Source organism: Kushneria konosiri (assembly GCF_002155145.1).
GTDB lineage: Bacteria > Pseudomonadota > Gammaproteobacteria > Pseudomonadales > Halomonadaceae > Kushneria > Kushneria konosiri.
The window spans coordinates 1,648,964-1,665,348 of sequence record NZ_CP021323.1 but is presented as its reverse complement, the minus strand read 5'-3'; the positions used below and the strand labels follow the sequence as shown (position 1 = coordinate 1,665,348).

At 62.6% G+C, this 16,385-nt stretch carries 13 protein-coding genes; 7 read left to right on the top strand and 6 right to left on the bottom strand.

The window, feature by feature from the left end:
- Positions 1–45 precede the first annotated feature (45 nt).
- Positions 46–1,506 carry an NCS1 family nucleobase:cation symporter-1 gene (locus B9G99_RS07760; protein WP_086621538.1) on the bottom strand — a complete coding sequence of 487 codons (1,461 nt, stop codon included), beginning with the start codon at positions 1,504–1,506 and terminating at the stop codon, positions 46–48.
- Between the two features lie 435 nt (positions 1,507–1,941).
- Between B9G99_RS07760 and B9G99_RS07750 the strand changes: the two genes are divergently transcribed.
- From B9G99_RS07750 to puuE, 3 genes are read left to right on the top strand one after another with little or no spacing between them, the layout of a single operon-like run.
- Complete coding sequence (locus B9G99_RS07750; RefSeq protein WP_086621536.1) at positions 1,942–2,664, top strand: GntR family transcriptional regulator; 723 nt, start codon at positions 1,942–1,944, stop codon at positions 2,662–2,664.
- A complete protein-coding gene (locus B9G99_RS07745) occupies positions 2,661–3,416 on the top strand; it encodes an aspartate/glutamate racemase family protein (RefSeq protein WP_086621535.1) in 756 nt (251 codons plus the stop codon). Before B9G99_RS07750 ends, B9G99_RS07745 begins: the two co-directional genes overlap by 4 nt.
- Complete coding sequence (puuE, locus tag B9G99_RS07740) at positions 3,413–4,354, top strand: allantoinase PuuE (RefSeq protein WP_086621534.1); 942 nt, start codon at positions 3,413–3,415, stop codon at positions 4,352–4,354. The genes B9G99_RS07745 and puuE overlap by 4 nt, the downstream gene beginning before the upstream one ends.
- A 44-nt stretch (positions 4,355–4,398) precedes the next feature.
- Here the strand turns inward: puuE and B9G99_RS07735 are convergent, their stop codons facing one another.
- From B9G99_RS07735 to B9G99_RS07715, 5 genes are all read right to left on the bottom strand, one after another.
- Positions 4,399–5,301 carry an AEC family transporter gene (locus B9G99_RS07735; protein WP_086621533.1) on the bottom strand — a complete coding sequence of 301 codons (903 nt, stop codon included), beginning with the start codon at positions 5,299–5,301 and terminating at the stop codon, positions 4,399–4,401.
- An 86-nt stretch (positions 5,302–5,387) separates the two neighbouring features.
- The gene (locus B9G99_RS07730; RefSeq protein ID WP_086621532.1) at positions 5,388–6,572 is read right to left on the bottom strand and encodes an amidase; all 1,185 of its coding nucleotides are present in this window, start codon (positions 6,570–6,572) and stop codon (positions 5,388–5,390) included.
- Positions 6,573–6,819: 247 nt separating this feature from the next.
- Positions 6,820–7,659 (bottom strand): MurR/RpiR family transcriptional regulator, encoded by an 840-nt coding sequence (locus B9G99_RS07725; protein WP_086621531.1) that lies wholly within the window; start codon positions 7,657–7,659, stop codon positions 6,820–6,822.
- 89 nt (positions 7,660–7,748) lie between these two features.
- Complete coding sequence (locus B9G99_RS07720) at positions 7,749–8,978, bottom strand: allantoate amidohydrolase (RefSeq protein WP_086621530.1); 1,230 nt, start codon at positions 8,976–8,978, stop codon at positions 7,749–7,751.
- On the bottom strand, positions 8,971–10,224 hold the full coding sequence (locus tag B9G99_RS07715; RefSeq protein ID WP_086621529.1) for a pyridoxal-phosphate-dependent aminotransferase family protein: 1,254 nt from the start codon (positions 10,222–10,224) through the stop codon (positions 8,971–8,973). The genes B9G99_RS07720 and B9G99_RS07715 overlap by 8 nt, the downstream gene beginning before the upstream one ends.
- Before the next feature lie 254 nt (positions 10,225–10,478).
- On the opposite strand from B9G99_RS07715, the gene B9G99_RS07710 reads away from it, so the two are divergent.
- The 4 genes from B9G99_RS07710 to hemN all read left to right on the top strand — a co-directional run bounded on the left by B9G99_RS07710 (position 10,479) and on the right by hemN (position 16,328).
- Positions 10,479–11,465: a TAXI family TRAP transporter solute-binding subunit gene (locus B9G99_RS07710; protein ID WP_174678762.1), complete on the top strand. Its 987-nt coding sequence runs from the start codon at positions 10,479–10,481 to the stop codon at positions 11,463–11,465.
- A 134-nt stretch (positions 11,466–11,599) separates the two neighbouring features.
- The gene (locus B9G99_RS07705; protein WP_086621528.1) at positions 11,600–14,206 is read left to right on the top strand and encodes a TRAP transporter permease; all 2,607 of its coding nucleotides are present in this window, start codon (positions 11,600–11,602) and stop codon (positions 14,204–14,206) included.
- A gap of 174 nt (positions 14,207–14,380) precedes the next feature.
- On the top strand, positions 14,381–14,809 hold the full coding sequence (locus B9G99_RS07700; protein WP_086621527.1) for a carboxymuconolactone decarboxylase family protein: 429 nt from the start codon (positions 14,381–14,383) through the stop codon (positions 14,807–14,809).
- A 106-nt stretch (positions 14,810–14,915) separates the two neighbouring features.
- Positions 14,916–16,328 carry an oxygen-independent coproporphyrinogen III oxidase gene (gene hemN, locus B9G99_RS07695; RefSeq protein WP_086621526.1) on the top strand — a complete coding sequence of 471 codons (1,413 nt, stop codon included), beginning with the start codon at positions 14,916–14,918 and terminating at the stop codon, positions 16,326–16,328.
- The last annotated feature ends 57 nt before the right edge of the window (positions 16,329–16,385 follow it).

The window sequence follows — 16,385 nt, the reverse complement described above, 5'->3', positions numbered from 1 at the left end:
GGGACGCATGCCCCCTATCCGGGCCACATCGCCTGAAAACTGACCTCAGATGCGTGACGTCACGGGCTTTTCTGCACCACCACGACGCCACAGGCCGGACTGCCAGCCGTGCGCCAGTGCCGCCACACCGCCACCGAAGAACACCGCAAAACTGCTGATATCGCCCAGCGGTGCCAGACTGATCGGCACGCTCACCAGCCCCCCCATGATCAGCGAGCGCAGGGCCACCGGATTCACGCCGCGCTGATAGTGGTAGGTGCTGCCTTCAGCGGAGGAAAACAACGCGTCCAGATCGATCTTCTGACGGCGCACCTTATAGAAATCCACCAGAATAATGCCGTAGAGCGGACCGATCAGACCGGCCAGCACACCGACCGTGTAGTGGATCAATTCAGGGTTGTTGAAAAGATTCCAGGGGGTGAGAAAGATCGAACCGACCGCGGCGATCATGCCGCCCATGCGCCAGCTGATTTTCTCGGGCGCGACGTGGGAGAAATCAAACGCCGGCGCGACGAAGTTGGCCACGATATTGATGCCGATGGTGGCGGCCACGAAGGCAAACACGCCCAGCACGGCCGCGGTGACACTGTCGATGCGGGCCACGGTTTCAATCGGGTCGGTCAGCATTTCACCGAACACCTGTGGCGTACCGGAGACCACGACCACCGTGATGATGGAAAACACCAGAAAGTTGACCGGCAGCCCCCAGAAGTTACCGCGACGCACGGCCTTCTCGGTGGCGCAGTAGCGCGAGAAGTCACCAAAGTTGAGCGTGGGGCCGGCAAAGTAGCCGGCGACCAGGACGGCAGCGACCACCATCTGCCACAGTGCCTCGCCACCGGTCAGTGTCTCGCTCGACAGCGACAGGCTGATGTTACCGGGCCCGGCGCGCCAGACGATCCAGCCGGCAAGCGCGAACATGACCGCATAGACCAGCGGGCCGGCCCAGTCGTTGAAACGGCGGATAGTGTCCATGCCACGCCAGAACACCAGCGCCTGAAGCACCCACATCAGTGCGAAACAGAACCAGCCGAGTGCCGACAGCCCCAGAAAGCTCGTGCCAGCCCAGGACTCGAGCCCCGGAAACCAGCGCAGCAGCACCAAAAGCAGTGCGTTGGAGGCAAGCCAGGTCTGAATGCCGTACCACACCACCGCGATCAGCCCGCGAATGACCGCCGGCACATTGGCGCCCTTCGTACCGAAGGCCATTCGGCAGATGACCGGAAACGGCACGCCGGTGCGCTGACTGGGACGCGCGACGGCATTGGCAAAGCACTGCACGATAAGGATGCCGACCAGCAACGAAATCAGCACCTGCCAGCCCATCAGACCAAGACCGAACAGACTGGCAGCCAGCACATAACCACCGACGCTGTGAATATCGGCCATCCAGAAGGCAAAGATGTTGTACGCGCTCCAGTTCTGTCGAGCCGGAGCCAGATCTTCATTATGAAGGTGCGGGTCGGGCGCCGTAGGCTGAAGGCCCTGAGTGCTGTTGTTATTCATGAGCGACTCCATGAAGGATCGTTTCGCTGCCGCCGGCAGCCCTGCGATAGTCGGATGGCTGATATCGCTTGTCACAATGACTGTATACAATCTTTGTGCCACATTGACGGCAAAGTCATTAAAAACCTCTTTGCGCGTCGCAGGAGACTGTCATGGCGTCGGTTTTTAACAACCCCCGCCCTGATGACCTCGCTCAATCATGGCCTGCCACACCGAAACCCTTTGCCATGGCGGCCCTGTCGCGCACCAAAGAAGTGCCAGGAACTGCCTTTTTGCACCAAAAAAGCGCTTTTTCGTCTACATGGATGATTCATGACCGTAGGCAGATCGGGGTGCGCGTCAGCGGGTTCAGGGCTTTTTAGCGCTGCGGCATGAATCATGCTTGTATACAATCTTCGAAGCAGGCAATCGATCGTAAGGCATGACAGGAGACCCATGAACGATACTCGTCAGTTTCATTTGCTCGCCGGCCAGGTCAGTGACCGAGGCGCTCGCAGTGATGAGGCGATCTATCAGGCATTGTGGGAGGCCATCGTGGAGCATCGACTCTCCCCCGGTGCCCGGTTGCCCGAGGACGCGCTTTCTCATGCCTTTGGCGTCAGCCGCACCACCATACGCCGGGTGTTGCAACGCCTGGCACTCGAGCAACTGGTAACGCTGCGCCCGAACCGCGGCGCCCAGGTCACCAGCCCCACGCCCAGTGAAGCCCGCGATGTCTTTCGGGCTCGACGGCTTCTGGAAAATGCCCTGCTGGCCGAGGTGCTTCCACGCCTCACCCCGGCAGATCTCAAGGCGCTCGAGGCCATTCATCAGCGCGAAACCCGTGCCAGGCGCGAGCACGCCATTCGACTCTCGGCCGAGTTTCACAGCCGCCTGATGGCCATGGCCGACAGCCCTTCGCTGTCCGAGGCGCTATCACAGCTGATTTCGCGAACCTCCCTGATCATCGCCGTTTATGGGCGGGCCGGAGCCGGCTGCCCCTGCGAGCACATCGAGCTGATCGATTTGCTCCGCGCCGGTGAGCTGGCCCCGGTACAGCGCTGGATGAACGATCATCTGACACGGATCGAGGCGAGCCTTGATTTCACCGCCAGCGGCGAAGCACTGCCCGATTTCGAACACCTTTTCGGCCACCACCGCGAGCAAAGTGCGTCATGACCTCTCATACCCCGACCATCTGTGTCATCAATCCCAACACCAGCACCGCCATGAGCGAAGGGATTGCCACCAGCGCCCGTCGCGTTGCCCGCGGCGAGATCCTCATGCTGACCTCGCGTCACGGGCCGGCCAGCCTTGAAGGCCACTTCGATGAGGCCATCGCCGTACCGGGCCTTCTGGAGCGCATCATCGAGACCGAGAAAGGCGATACGCGCGTAGACGGCTACCTGATCGCCTGCTTCGGCGATCCGGGCCTGGCGGCCGCCCGTGAGGTGGCCTCTGTCCCCGTGATGGGTGTGGCCGAGGCCGGCATGCAGATGGCCACCATGGTCGCGCGCCGCTTTTCGGTGGTGACCACGCTGGGGCGCACCCTGCCGATCGCCGAGCGGCTCTTGCACGAGTACGGCAAGCGCGAGCAGTGCGCCGGCCTGCACGCCTGCGAACTGCCGGTGGCGGCGTTCGAGTCCGACGATGACAGCGTCCATGAAACGCTTCTGGCCGCCTGCCGCGACGCGCTCCAGGCCGATGACAGCGACGCCATCCTGCTCGGCTGCGCCGGCATGAGCGAGCTGGCCGAACGCCTGGGTGAGGCGCTCGGCGTACCGGTCATCGATGGCGTCACCGCAGGCGTTGCCCTGCTGGAAGCCGTCAGCGCCACCGGCTACCCGGTGTCCAAGCACAACGACCGCGCCGCCCCCATCGCCAAGCCCATTCGCGGCGCCTTCGAACACCTGAGCTGGAGCCACTCATGAGTCACGATCTTCACCTCGAGAATTACCCCCGTGATCTGCGCGGGTACGGCGCCACCCCGCCGGACCCGAAATGGCCGGGCGGCGCCCGGGTCGCGGTGCAGTTCGTGCTCAACTACGAGGAAGGCGGCGAGAACAACGTGCTGCACGGCGACGCCCACAGCGAGACGTTTCTCTCCGACATTATTGGCGCCGCACCCTATCCCGACCGCCACATGAGTCTGGAATCACTCTATGAATACGGCTCGCGGGCCGGCGTCTGGCGCATTCTTCGTGAATTCGAACGCCGCAACCTGCCGCTGACAGTGTTCGGCGTGGGCATGGCCATGGCGCGCTACCCGGAGGTGGTGAGCGCGTTTCAGGACGCCGGCCACGAGATCGCCTGCCACGCCCTGCGCTGGATTCACTATCAGGACATGAGCATTGAGCGCGAGCGCACCATGATGGCGCAGGCGCTTGAGCTGCATCGTGAACTGACCGGCGAGCTGCCGCTGGGCTGGTACACCGGTCGCGACAGCCCCAATACCCGCACACTGGTGGGCGAGCACGAGCACTTTCTCTACGACTCCGACTACTACGGCGACGACCTGCCCTTCTGGACAAAGGTCGACAACGCTGAAGGTGAGACGCGCGATCATCTGGTGGTGCCCTATACGCTCGACACCAACGACATGCGCTTCGCCTCTCCGGGCGGGTTCAACTATGGCGATCCGTTCTTCAATTACCTGAAGGACGCCTTTGACGTGCTCTATGAGGAGGGGGCCGAGGCGCCGAAGATGCTCTCGATCGGCCTGCACTGCCGCCTGATTGGCCGGCCCGGCCGCTTCCGGGCACTGCAGCGCTTTCTCGATCACATCGAGGCCCACGACCGGGTGTGGGTCACCCGCCGCGTGGATATTGCCCGCCACTGGCACGAGCATCACGCCCCGACCGGGCGCTGAGGCCTGCTGCCTCTCTTCTCTGGCCTGTCGCCCTGCGCGGCGGGCTATCCCATCAGCAGCATCCACAGCGGTAGTGTCGCGGCGGCCAGAAGGGTCGAGAGAAAGATGCTTGCGCCAACGGTATGCTGCTCCTCGCCGGGCCGGGCAAAGGCCAACACGTTGACGCCGATCGGCCCGGCGGCGGCCAGCACCAGCACCTGCAGGGCCAGCGGTGATAGCCCCGGCATGACACTGCCCAGGGTCAGGACCAGCACGGGAAAGACCGCCAGCTTGCCGATGCAGATGGCCCAGATGGTTGGCGAGGTGCGTAGCTGATAGCGGGTCAGCCCTACACCGACCACGATCAGTGCGCACGGCAGGCCTGCCCGCGCCAGCCAGTCCAGCACCTGCCATAGCGGCTTCGGCAGGCCGAGACCGGACAGATTGATCACCAGCCCCAGCAGCAGCCCTATCACGATCGGATTGGCCAGCGTTTTCAGAAGATTCAGAACATCCAGCCGTTGTCCCGCGCCCTGGCCGAGCGCGGCATACAGTGACTGGGTCGAAAAGAGGATCAGACTGTGCACGGCCAGCAGGGCAAAGAGATAGACCAGACCGTCATGACCAAACAGCGCCGTCATCAGCGGAATGCCGATCAGGACATTGTTGGAATAGCTCGCCGCCAGTCCGACGGCAGATGTCTGCCCGGTATGACGGTGCATCACGACGCTGAACACGGCAAACAGCAGCAGCGCCGGAATGAAATAGACCAGCAGCAACAGTGGTGAAAGCGCATCTCCCAGCGGGGCGCGAGCGATGCCGGTTAACAGTAGGCAGGGCAGAAAGAGCTTGAAGGTGGCCCAGGAAAGACCACCGGCACTGGCAGGCGTCAGCCATTGCCGCCAGCCCAGTACATAGCCGAGTACGATGAGCGTGAAGATGGGCAAAATCGCGAGAATGGCAGCCATGGGCGCTCCTGGTCATCATGTTCCCATGGCGGGATTTTTATGGCGCCCGGGCAGGAGGGCATCATAACGGCCTGACGAAATCATGCCTATGCACGATACGTCCGGGCACGTGTTACCAGATGACGATCCTGACCGGGCGCGCCCAGCAGCGACAGCCCCCAGGGCGCCCGGCCACCGCCTTCCCGCTCATCCTTCAAAAGCGGCATGGAAAGCTGCGGTGCCCCCCACAGCCCGGCCAGCGCGGTCATGCCCATCAGTCGCTCCCGATAGGCCTCGAGCGGGCGGCCGGTCAGACTCAATAGCGGCGAGGCCCCCGGTGCCGTCGGCAGGGCCAGAAGCTGCGCACCGTCATCGCTGAAGGTGCGAAGCGCCTCGATAATCTCGGTACGGGCCCTGAGTGCCGCCTGCTCATCCCGCTCGGTCAACGTTGCGCACCATTGAAAGCGCGCCTCGATATCAGGCGCCAGGCGCGGCTGCTCCCGGGTGAGCCACTCGCCGTGCGCCCGCCAGATATCGCGGCCCTGAAGCACCCGGAAGGTACGTCCCAGATGGGTAAGCCACTGATCCGACAGCGCCTGAACCAGTAGATCCTGACGGGCGCCCAGCGCCTTGTGAAAGCGCCCTGCCTCGCTGGCCAGCGCTTCAGGCACCAGCAGCGTCATGACCCCACCAGGGGCGGCCGTTCGAGCCTCGGGCAGAAGCACATCGGCCACACCTGAAAGCGTGCTGTGGTCTCGACACAGCCAGCCCACCGTATCGAAGCAGGGCGCCAGCGGGAGCAACCCCTCACAGCTGATGGCGCCATGGGAGGGGCGAAGCCCCCAGAGTCCGTTATAGCTGGCCGGAATACGAATCGAGCCACCGGTGTCGGTCCCCAGGCCAATCTCGGCCTCACCGCGAGCGACGGCAATGGCCGAGCCGGAGCTTGAGCCCCCCGGCAGACGGTCGGGGGCGGCTGGATTGATCGGTGTCCCGTAGTGCACATTGGCACCGTTGAGGCTGTAGGCGAACTCATCGGTCTGGGTCTTGCCGACAAGGGCTGCCCCGGCCTCCAGCAGTGCCTGTACGCCGGGTGCCGTACGAGACGCCGGTCGCTGGGCGGCCGCCCAGTCGGGATTGCCTGCCCCGGTGATCTCACCTTCGATATCAAAAAGATCCTTCACGGCCAGACGCTGGCCGGCCAACGGACCGTCCTCCATGCCCATGGCAGTTTGCTCGGGGCGTCCCTTGACCCAGACACTGCGATCCACACGCTCGATGACATCACTCATGTGCACTCCTTCGCCCGGCCGGCGCTATTGGGGTTCCATGAGAGGTATTGCAACCTTCGTGCCAGCCCGGGGCACGCTGCTCAGCGCCCTGCCCGGCCGCCGGATCGGGCCGCTCAACGCCGCAGCGCCAGGGTCGTGGTTCGCGCCTCATATGCACACCTGCGGTGCATGTCGATCGCGTCATGCCCTCGCTGGACGCAAAAAAAGGCGGCCCGCAGGCCGCCTTGTGATGAAGACTTTCGGGCTGTCAGGCCAGTTCATCCAGCCCGGCGTAAACGTCGCTGATCGCGTCGATGCGGGCACGCCCTTCGCCCAGCCGCTTGTGCAGCAGCGCGTTGGCCAGCAGGTTGATCAGGCTCATGACCGAGGTGTAGCTGTCAAAGGCAGAGACGCTGTCCAGCGGGCATTCCAGCTGCCAGGTCGGTGACGTGCCGGTCGCTGCCAGGGTCGGGTCGCCAATCAGCAGCGTCTCAAGCCCGCCCTTTTCAAGCTGCTCGATGAGCTTCGAAAACCCGTGAGCCCGGCGGCGAAATCCCATGACAATGACCAGTGTTCCTTGCGACACGCCGGTCAGCTCCTCACCCAGCGACTGACCGGGCAGCGGTGCCAGCCGGACACCGGGCCTTACCTGCATCAGCTGCTGGCGCAGATGCAAAGCCGGCGGGTAGCCGTTGCGATAGCCAATGATGAGCACCTCAGGGGCGCGGTCCAGCGCCTCGATCAGGGCATCGAAGGTGTCGGCGTCGATGGCGGCCAGCATCTGATGGAGATTGTCGCGCTCACGTTCGAAGTGCCGATGAAAGCGCTCAAGCCCACTGCCCAGCGCTTTTGAGTCGGTGACCAGCGGTACGCCGTGATAGCGCAGTTCGCGGACGTGCTGTCGCACCTCGCTGAAGCTGGCAAAGCCCAGGCGACGAAAGAGCCGACTGACCGTGGCCTTGGAAACACCCGAGAGTCTTGCCAGTTCGGCACCACTGTAAACGGCGATGTCATCGAAGTGATCGAGGATAAACCCCGCCACCTTCTGCTCATTGGGCGTGAGCTGATCAAACTGCTGCCGCAGCCGCTGCCCCAGATGCTGATCCATGGTATTCCCGAAGATGCAGGGTGTTTCAGAAAAGATAATGCGGCGTCACGACCCGGGCAGTACGCCGCCCGGATCATGCGCGGACGATATCAGTCCACCAGCGTCGAGACAGCGCGACTCATGGCATTGAGCGCGTCATCCACGTCGCGGGCCTGTACCGACTCGTCCGGATGATGGCTGATCCCCCGCTCACACCGCACGAACAGCATGCCGATCTCACAGATCGCGGCCATGGCCATGCCGTCATGGCCGGCACCGCTGGCCAGTCTCAGGACGGGCCCGGCGTCGGGGCCAGTGGCGGCCTCGATGGCCTGCGTCAGCGTCTCGACCAGGCGCGGTGCACAGGCGACCGCCGGCGCTGTATGGGTCTCCTGCCAGTACCAGGCAAGCCCACGGGTCTCACCGATGCGATCACAGGTCTCGCGAATGCCATTGAGGGTACGGTCACGATCCTCATCACGCTCGGCGCGGATGTCGAGCGTCATGCGCACCTCGCCGGGAATCACGTTGACTGCACCGGGAAAGGTTTCCAGCGAGCCGACCGTGGCCACGATACCGGCAGCACGCGCCAGGGTTTCAATGGCCACGATCGCCTCGGCGGCCCCCGACAGCGCGTCGCGACGCAGCGCCAGCGGCGTGGTCCCGGCATGGCCGGCCTCACCACCGATCGTGATGACAAAGCGGCGGGCACCGGCGATCGCCGTGACAACGCCCAGCGATCGCCGCTCGGCTTCCAGCACCGGCCCCTGCTCGATGTGCGCTTCCAGGTAGCCGGCAATATGTTCGGGAGCACGGGCGGCCTCATGGACGCGGTCGGGGTCAAGCCCGAAATCCACAAACGCCTGACGCAGGGTCACGCCATCGCGCCCGACGATGTCCCACCAGGCCGGGTCCCAGGTACCGGCCACGGCGCGACTGCCCAGAAGTGCAGTGCCAAAGCGCGTGCCCTCTTCATCGGCAAAGGCCACGACCTCGATCGAGCGGGCCGGGCGCTGAGCGGCGCCGTTCAGGCGTGCCACCACGCCAATCGCCAGCAGAACGCCCAGCGGGCCGTCAAAGCGCCCGGCGTTGATGACGCTGTCACTGTGCGAGCCCAGCACCAGCGCCGGCAGTGACGGGTCACTGCCTTCCAGTCGCCCCCACTGATTACCGGCGGCGTCCTGCCAGATCTGCATGCCGGCATCCTGCATCCACTGTGCCAGTTGCGCGTTGGCGCGGGCATGTTCCGGCGTCAGGTAGCAGCGCGTCAGCTGACCGGCATCGGCGGAAATGGCCGCCAGCTGATCGCAGGCAGCAACGATGGCGTCACCGTTATACATGAGCACGCTCCGGCGTCTGCTGTGGGGTTTGTTGATAATATTCGCGCGCAGCACCTGCGCCACTGCCGGCCGTGATGCTGACGCCGGCTCGACGCAGCACCTCCTCGAGTGCCGCCAGAGTGGTCATGACGGTATCACGGCGAGCGTTGTAGCCCATGGTACCAATGCGCCAGATACGCCCGTGCAGCGGCCCAAAGGAGGTACCGATCTCGATGGCGTAGTCTTCCAGCAGGGTGCGGCGCAGCACTTCACCCTCGACGCCGTCAGGAATGTAGATGCCGACCACGTTGTTCATGCGGTGACGCTGATCGCCAAAGAGCTCAAGCCCCATCGCCGACAGGCCCGCTGTCATCGCACTGCCATGCAGGGCATGTCGGGCAATCGCCTGATCCATCCCCTCATTGACCAGTAAACGGGCACATTCACGGGCGCCGTACAGCATGCTGGTGGCTTCGGTGTGGTGATTGAGTCGCGATTCTCCCCAGTAGTCGAGAATCATCGACAGATCGAAGTAGTTCGAGCGGATGCGCACGCCGCGACCGGCATCATGCCCATCCCCTACCAGCCCGGCCTCGATGTGAGCGCGCCCGCGGATACACTCGACCGCCCGCGGCGACAGCGTGGTCGGCGCACTGCCGGAAGGGCCTGCCAGACACTTCTGCAGACCGGCCGTGACCGCATCAAGCTGCCAGGCGTCGGTCTCCAGCACGTTGCCGGCAAGCGAGGCGGTGGCGTCGGTATAAAAGAGCACGTCATGGGCGCGGCAGATACTGCCGATCTCTTCCAGCGGCTGGCACATGGTGGTGGAGGTATCACCCTGCACCATGGCCAGCACCTTCGGTCGCACGTCACGAATGGCGGCCTCGACCTGCTCGGGGGTGAAGACCTCGCCCCACTCGACTTCGATGATGTGCACCTCGGCACCGGCGCGCTCGGCAATCTCGCGCAGCAGATGACCAAAACGGCCAAAGACCGGCACCAGTACACGGTCTCCCGGCTCGATCAACGAGACCAGCACGGCCTCGATACCGGCGCGCGAGGTGCCATCGACCAGCAGGGTGGCCTCATTTTGGGTACGAAAGACATCACGATAGAGCGCCTGGGTCTCGTTCATGCAGGCGGTCATCGCCGGGTCATACTGGCCGATCAACGGCGCAGACATGGCACGCAGCACGCGCGGATCGGCGTTGATCGGCCCGGGACCCATCAAAAGGCGTGTCGGGGGATTGAAGGACTCAAGCGACATGGCAGGCAACCTCGTTACGATCGTTTCATATAGATGCTATAGGAAATCATGGTTGCAAGGCGACCCCCTGAAGAGATTGATTTTCACGATCAGATCATGGCCAGTGCCTCACATCTGACCCGCAATAAGCTTTTTCGAAACTTAAGCTAGTTAGATGGTCGTTTTGCAGTCCTGTCGATGCCGCAGTAACTTGTTGCCACCTGGCTGGCAGTGCCGGTCACAAGGAATAACAAGCCACAAGAAGGAACCTTTCCATGATCAAACGCCAGACGCTTACTGCAATGCTATCAGCGACCGTCATGACGCTGGGGGCACTCGCCATGTCCACCACCAGCGCTCAGGCCGGGGAACAGAAATTCATGACCATCGGCACCGGTGGCCAGACCGGCGTCTACTACGTGGTCGGCCAGTCCATCTGTCGCTTCGTTAATCAGGGCGATAGCGGCTACCGCTGTAATGCACCGTCAACCGGCGCCTCGGTAGCCAACGTCAACGGTATTGAAAATGGCGATCTGGACATGGGTGTGGCCCAGTCCGACGTGCAGTACAACGCCTATCACGGTGAAGGTCAGTTCGAAGGCAAGCCGCATGAAGACCTGCGCAGCGTCTTTGCCATGCACGGCGAGCCGCTGACACTGGTTGCACGCGCCGATTCCGGCATCAAGACGCTGGACGATCTGAAGGGCAAGCGCGTCAACATCGGCAACCCGGGTTCCGGCAATCGCGCCACCATGGAAGTCGTCATGGCCGCCAAGGGCTGGACCACCAGCGACTTCGCACTCGCCTCCGAGCTGGACAGCGCCGAACAGGCTTCCGCACTGGCCGATAACAACATCGATGCGATGGTGTTTGTGGCAGGTCACCCCAATGGCTCGATTCAGGAAGCCACCACCACGACCGACGCCCGCATCATTCCGCTGGACGGTGAAGTGATCCAGAAGCTGGTGGAAGAAAACCCCTACTACAGCTTCTATGAAATTCCCGGTGGCATGTACAAGGGCAACCCGGACGACATCAAGACCTTTGGTGTGGGTGCTACGGTCGTCAGCGCCGAGAAGGTCAACCCGGATCTGGTCTATGCAGCCGTCAGCGCTGTATTCGACAACTTTGATCGTTTCAAGAAGCTCCATCCCGCCTTCGCCACGCTTGACCCGAAAACCATGGTCAATCAGGGCCTGTCGGCGCCGCTGCATGAAGGGGCCAAGCGCTACTATCAGGAAAAGGGCTGGCTCAGCGAGTAAGCCTGACTGACCCGGGCCGCCCCCATGTCGACACGGGTCATCCTTGACGACGCAACGCCTCCAGCCGGGGGCGTTTTGTCTTTTCCGATCCGGACACCTGCTCCGGAAAGGTCCTGCCGCCAGAGGATGCGGACATGAACACAACCCCTTCTTCGACCGAGCGCCCGAAAGTGGATGCCAGGGAACTGGCTGCCGTGGCAGATACCGGCGGACGCAAGTTACAGGGCATCACCGGACGCCTGTTGCTGATCGTGGCCGTCGCCTGGTCAATGTTTCAGCTCTGGATTACCTCCCCGCTGCCCTACGCGCTGGGGTTCGGCGTCTTTAGTGCCACCGAGGCACGATCGATCCACCTGGCCTTTGCGCTGTTTCTGGCCTTTCTCTCCTGGCCGGCGCTCAAGCGCTCTCCAAAGGATCGCGTACCGGTCACGGACTGGATCATGGCAGCGATTGCTGCCTTCTGCGCGCTCTATATCTATCTGTTTTATGACCAGCTCTCCGGTCGCCCCGGCAACCCGATCACTCAGGATGTCATCGTGGGCGTGATGGGGCTGATCCTGCTGCTGGAAGGCACTCGCCGGGCACTCGGGCCCCCGCTGATGATCGTGGCGATGGTCTTTCTGGGTTATTCGCTGGCCGGCCCGTACATGCCGGGCATGCTGGCCCACCGTGGCGTCAGCTTCGAGGCCCTGATCAATCATCAGTGGTTAACGACTCAGGGCGTGTTTGGTATCGCTCTGGGCGTCTCCACCAGCTTCGTTTTCCTGTTCGTGCTGTTTGGCGCGCTGCTCGACAAGGCCGGCGCCGGCAATTATTTCATCAAGGTGGCCTTTTCGATGCTGGGTCACTATCGCGGCGGCCCGGCCAAGGCCGCCGTGGTGGCCTCCGGGCTGACCGGTCTGATTTCGGGCTCGTCGATCGCCAATACGGTCACCACCGGCACCTTTACCATTCCGATGATGAAGCGGGTGGGCTTTTCCTCTACCAAGGCCGGCGCGGTCGAGGTGGCCTCCTCGGTCAACGGTCAGATCATGCCGCCGGTCATGGGGGCCGCGGCCTTTTTGATGGTCGAATACGTCGGCATTCCTTATGTCGAGGTCATCAAGCACGCCTTCCTGCCGGCCATGATCTCCTATATCGCCCTGTTTTATATCGTGCACCTTGAGGCGATGAAGGCCGGCATGCAGGGGCTTGAGAGCGCCAACCCGCCAAAACCCTGGCTTTACAAGCTGCTGGGCTTTGCCACCGGTCTGGTCGGGCTGATGGCGCTCAGCGCCGCGGTCTATTACGGGCTGGGCTGGCTCAAGCCGGTACTGGGTGAATCCACACCCTGGGTCGTCTCCATTGCGCTGATGGTGATCTATGTCGGGCTTTTGAAGCTGGGAGCCCGCTATCCGGAGCTTGAGCATGATTCTCCCGATGCCAGCATCACGACCCTGCCGCAGACCCGGCCCACGGTCATGGTGGGGCTTCACTACCTGCTGCCGGTGGTGGTACTGGTCTGGTGCCTGATGGTCGAGCGGCTCTCTCCCGGACTTTCCGCCTTCTGGGCAACGGTGTTGATGATGGTCATCATGCTGACCCAGCGGCCGCTGGATGCCCTGTTCCGCGGGCGTCTGGCGCTGGGCGAGAACCTGCGCGAAGGCGTTTTTGACCTCTGGAGCGGGCTGGTCGATGGCGCGCGCAACATGGTCGGCATCGGCATTGCCACCGCCACCGCCGGCATCATCGTCGGCGCGGTCTCGCAGACCGGCGTGGGCCTGGTGCTGGCCGATCTGGTCGAGCATCTCTCGATGGGCAGTCTCTTTTTGATGCTGCTGCTCACGGCCGTGCTGAGCCTGATTCTGGGCATGGGACTGCCGACCACGGCCAACTACATCGTGGTGTCGGCACTGCTGGCCCCGGTTATCGTGCAGCTCGGTCAGCAGCAGGGGCTGATCGTGCCGCTGATTGCGGTGCACCTGTTCGTGTTCTATTTCGGCATCATGGCCGATGTCACCCCGCCGGTCGGGCTGGCCTCCTTTGCCGCGGCCGCCATCTCGGGGGCCGACCCCATACGCACCGGTTTTCAGGCCTTCTGGTATAGCCTGCGCACCGCGGCACTGCCGTTTCTGTTCATCTTCAACACCGACCTTTTGCTCATCAACGTCGATCTCTGGCACGGCATCGTGATCTTTGTGGTGGCCACCGTCGCCATGCTGGTCTTTGCCGCCGCCACCCAGGGCTGGTTTGTCGTACGCAACCGCTGGCACGAGACCATCTTGCTGCTGCTGGTGGCCTTCACCCTGTTCCGCCCCGGCTTCTGGCAGGACATGATCGAGCCGCCCTTCAAGGAGATGCCGCCGGCACAGTTTGCTCAGGCATACGGCGATCTGGAGGCAGGGCAGACGATGCGGGTCGCCGTCGAAGGGCTTGATGACTACGGCGCCCCCATGCGGCTGGTGATCGAGGTGCCGGTGGTAGAAGGCGACAGCGGCCAGGCACGGCTGGACAATCTGGGGCTGGCCTTGCGTCAGGACGGAGAGACCACACTTGTGGATACGGTCGGCTGGGGCAGTCAGGCAAGCGAACTGGGGCTGGACATGGATCAGACCATTGTCAGCGTCGAACTGCCACGCGAGCGTTTTGCCAAGGAGTGGCTGTGGATTCCGGCCCTTTTAATACTGGCGTTGATTGTCTACTTTCAGCGCAGGCGCCGATCAAATCACACTGAATCGCGTACGGCTCAGGCCACTTCCTGAAGCACTGCGCCGCCCGATATGGCATCGGGCGGCGCAAGGACACCGGCACTATGGCAGGTTGCCAACCCTGCAAAAATTTAAACCGCGCTCAACTTTGTAAATACCGGCTGTGGATTAAATTTTGTCGAAAGCGTTAAATAGGACCAGATTCATACCATTTTGAGGTGCACACTCATGACCAGTGAACGACCCCGGCGAATCGATGCCACCGATATCTACCACACTACCCGTGCGGTACGACATTGCAGCCTCGACCCTTCCATTCGCTGTCTGGCAGAGCTTCGCACCTCGCAGATCAATGGCGGCTGCGATAACTGCGAAAACCTGCGGGTCAGCGAAGCCGAAGCACTGGGCATTGATGCCGACAAGCTGCGTGAGCTGGCACGCTGGGCCGACTCCGACCGCTTCACCGCTCGTGAACGTGCAGCGCTTGCCTGGTGTGAGTCCTTTACCCATTTTCGGCCGGTCGATGCCAGCACCCGCATGATGGCGATCACTACCTTCTCGCCGCGCGAACTGGCGGATCTGACCCTGGCCATCGAATTGACCAGCACCATGTCACGTGTGGCCCGTCACATGGATGACGACGCGCGCGTCGGTTGATTCATCATGCCCGGCCCCATCGGCCGTCATGATTTGATCCAGGTCAGACCCCGCACCCCTGATGCTCGTAGCATGGCATGATCACTGCCTGCCACGAGCATCCTTCATGTTGTCATCTGCTCCCCGACCCGCTCTCCCTGATGCGCAGTTCTCGCCGGATATCGAGCTGCTCAAGCGCCATGACGGCCAGGGCCCCCGCTATACGTCCTATCCGCCGGCCACCGCCTTTACCGATCACTTCGGCCCGACACAGCTGACGCAGGCCCTTGAGCGCAGCAACGCCACCGCGCGAGACCTATCGCTGTACGTCCATATTCCCTTTTGCCGACGCATCTGCTTTTACTGTGGCTGTAACCGCATTGCCACTCGTCAGACCGCCATGGCCGAGCCCTATCTGGACCGCCTGACCCGGGAGATGACCCTGATGAGGCGCCATCTCGACGGCGGGCGACGGGTCGAGCAGCTGCACTGGGGCGGCGGCACACCGACCTTTCTCGATCTGGACCAGATGAGCCGGCTGATGGATCAGCTGGGCACGCACTTCAATCTTTCCGACCATCCTGACCGCGATTTCGCCATCGAAATCGATCCTCGCGAGGCCAACGTTTATACGCTGCGTCATCTGCAGTCGCTGGGCTTCAATCGCCTGAGCCTGGGCGTGCAGGATCTGGACCTTCGCGTACAGAAGGCCATTAACCGGATCCAGCCACGCGAACTGAGCGAAAACCTGATCGATGAGGCCTACCGGCTGGGATTTCGCTCGCTGAGTCTGGATCTGATCTATGGCCTGCCGCATCAGAGCGTGACAGGTTTTGCCGAGACTCTGGATCAGGTAATCGACATGGCACCGGCCCGGCTCTGCGTTTTCAACTATGCCCACCTGCCCGAACGGTTTTTGCCACAGCGGCGCATCAACCGCGCAGACCTGCCGGATGCCGACACTCGCCTGGCCATTCAGTGCATGACGATCGAGAAGCTGACACAGGCCGGCTACATCCATATCGGCATGGATCACTTCGCAAGACCCGATGACAGCCTGGCCGTCGCGCAACGCGAGGGTCATTTACGGCGTAACTTTCAGGGGTACACCACCCACGCGCAGTGCGACCTGATAGGCCTGGGGGTGTCGGCCATCAGCCAGGTCGATGACGTCTATGCCCAGAACACCGCGCGACTGGAGACCTGGCAGACGGCCATCGACCACCCACGGCTGGCCACCTGCCGCGGGGTACGCCTGAGTGAGGATGACCGACTGCGCCGGCACGTGATTCATCGTTTGATGTGTGACATGCAACTCGATTTTGACGCCATCGAAGCCGACTTTGGCATCAGGGCGTCATACTATTTCGCTAATGTATTTGAAAGACTTGCCACCTTTCGGCGAGACGGTCTCATCGAATATGATAAGCACTTGCTTATGGTGACCCCAATGGGACGATTGCTGATCCGTCAGCTGGCCATGGCCTTCGATGCCCACCTTTCGACCGAACATCGTCAGCAGTTCTCACGGCTTCTCTAGAGGACAGGGCATGTTCGACGGGGCAAATGCCTCTCAAAGGACCAGAACGCGGGCACG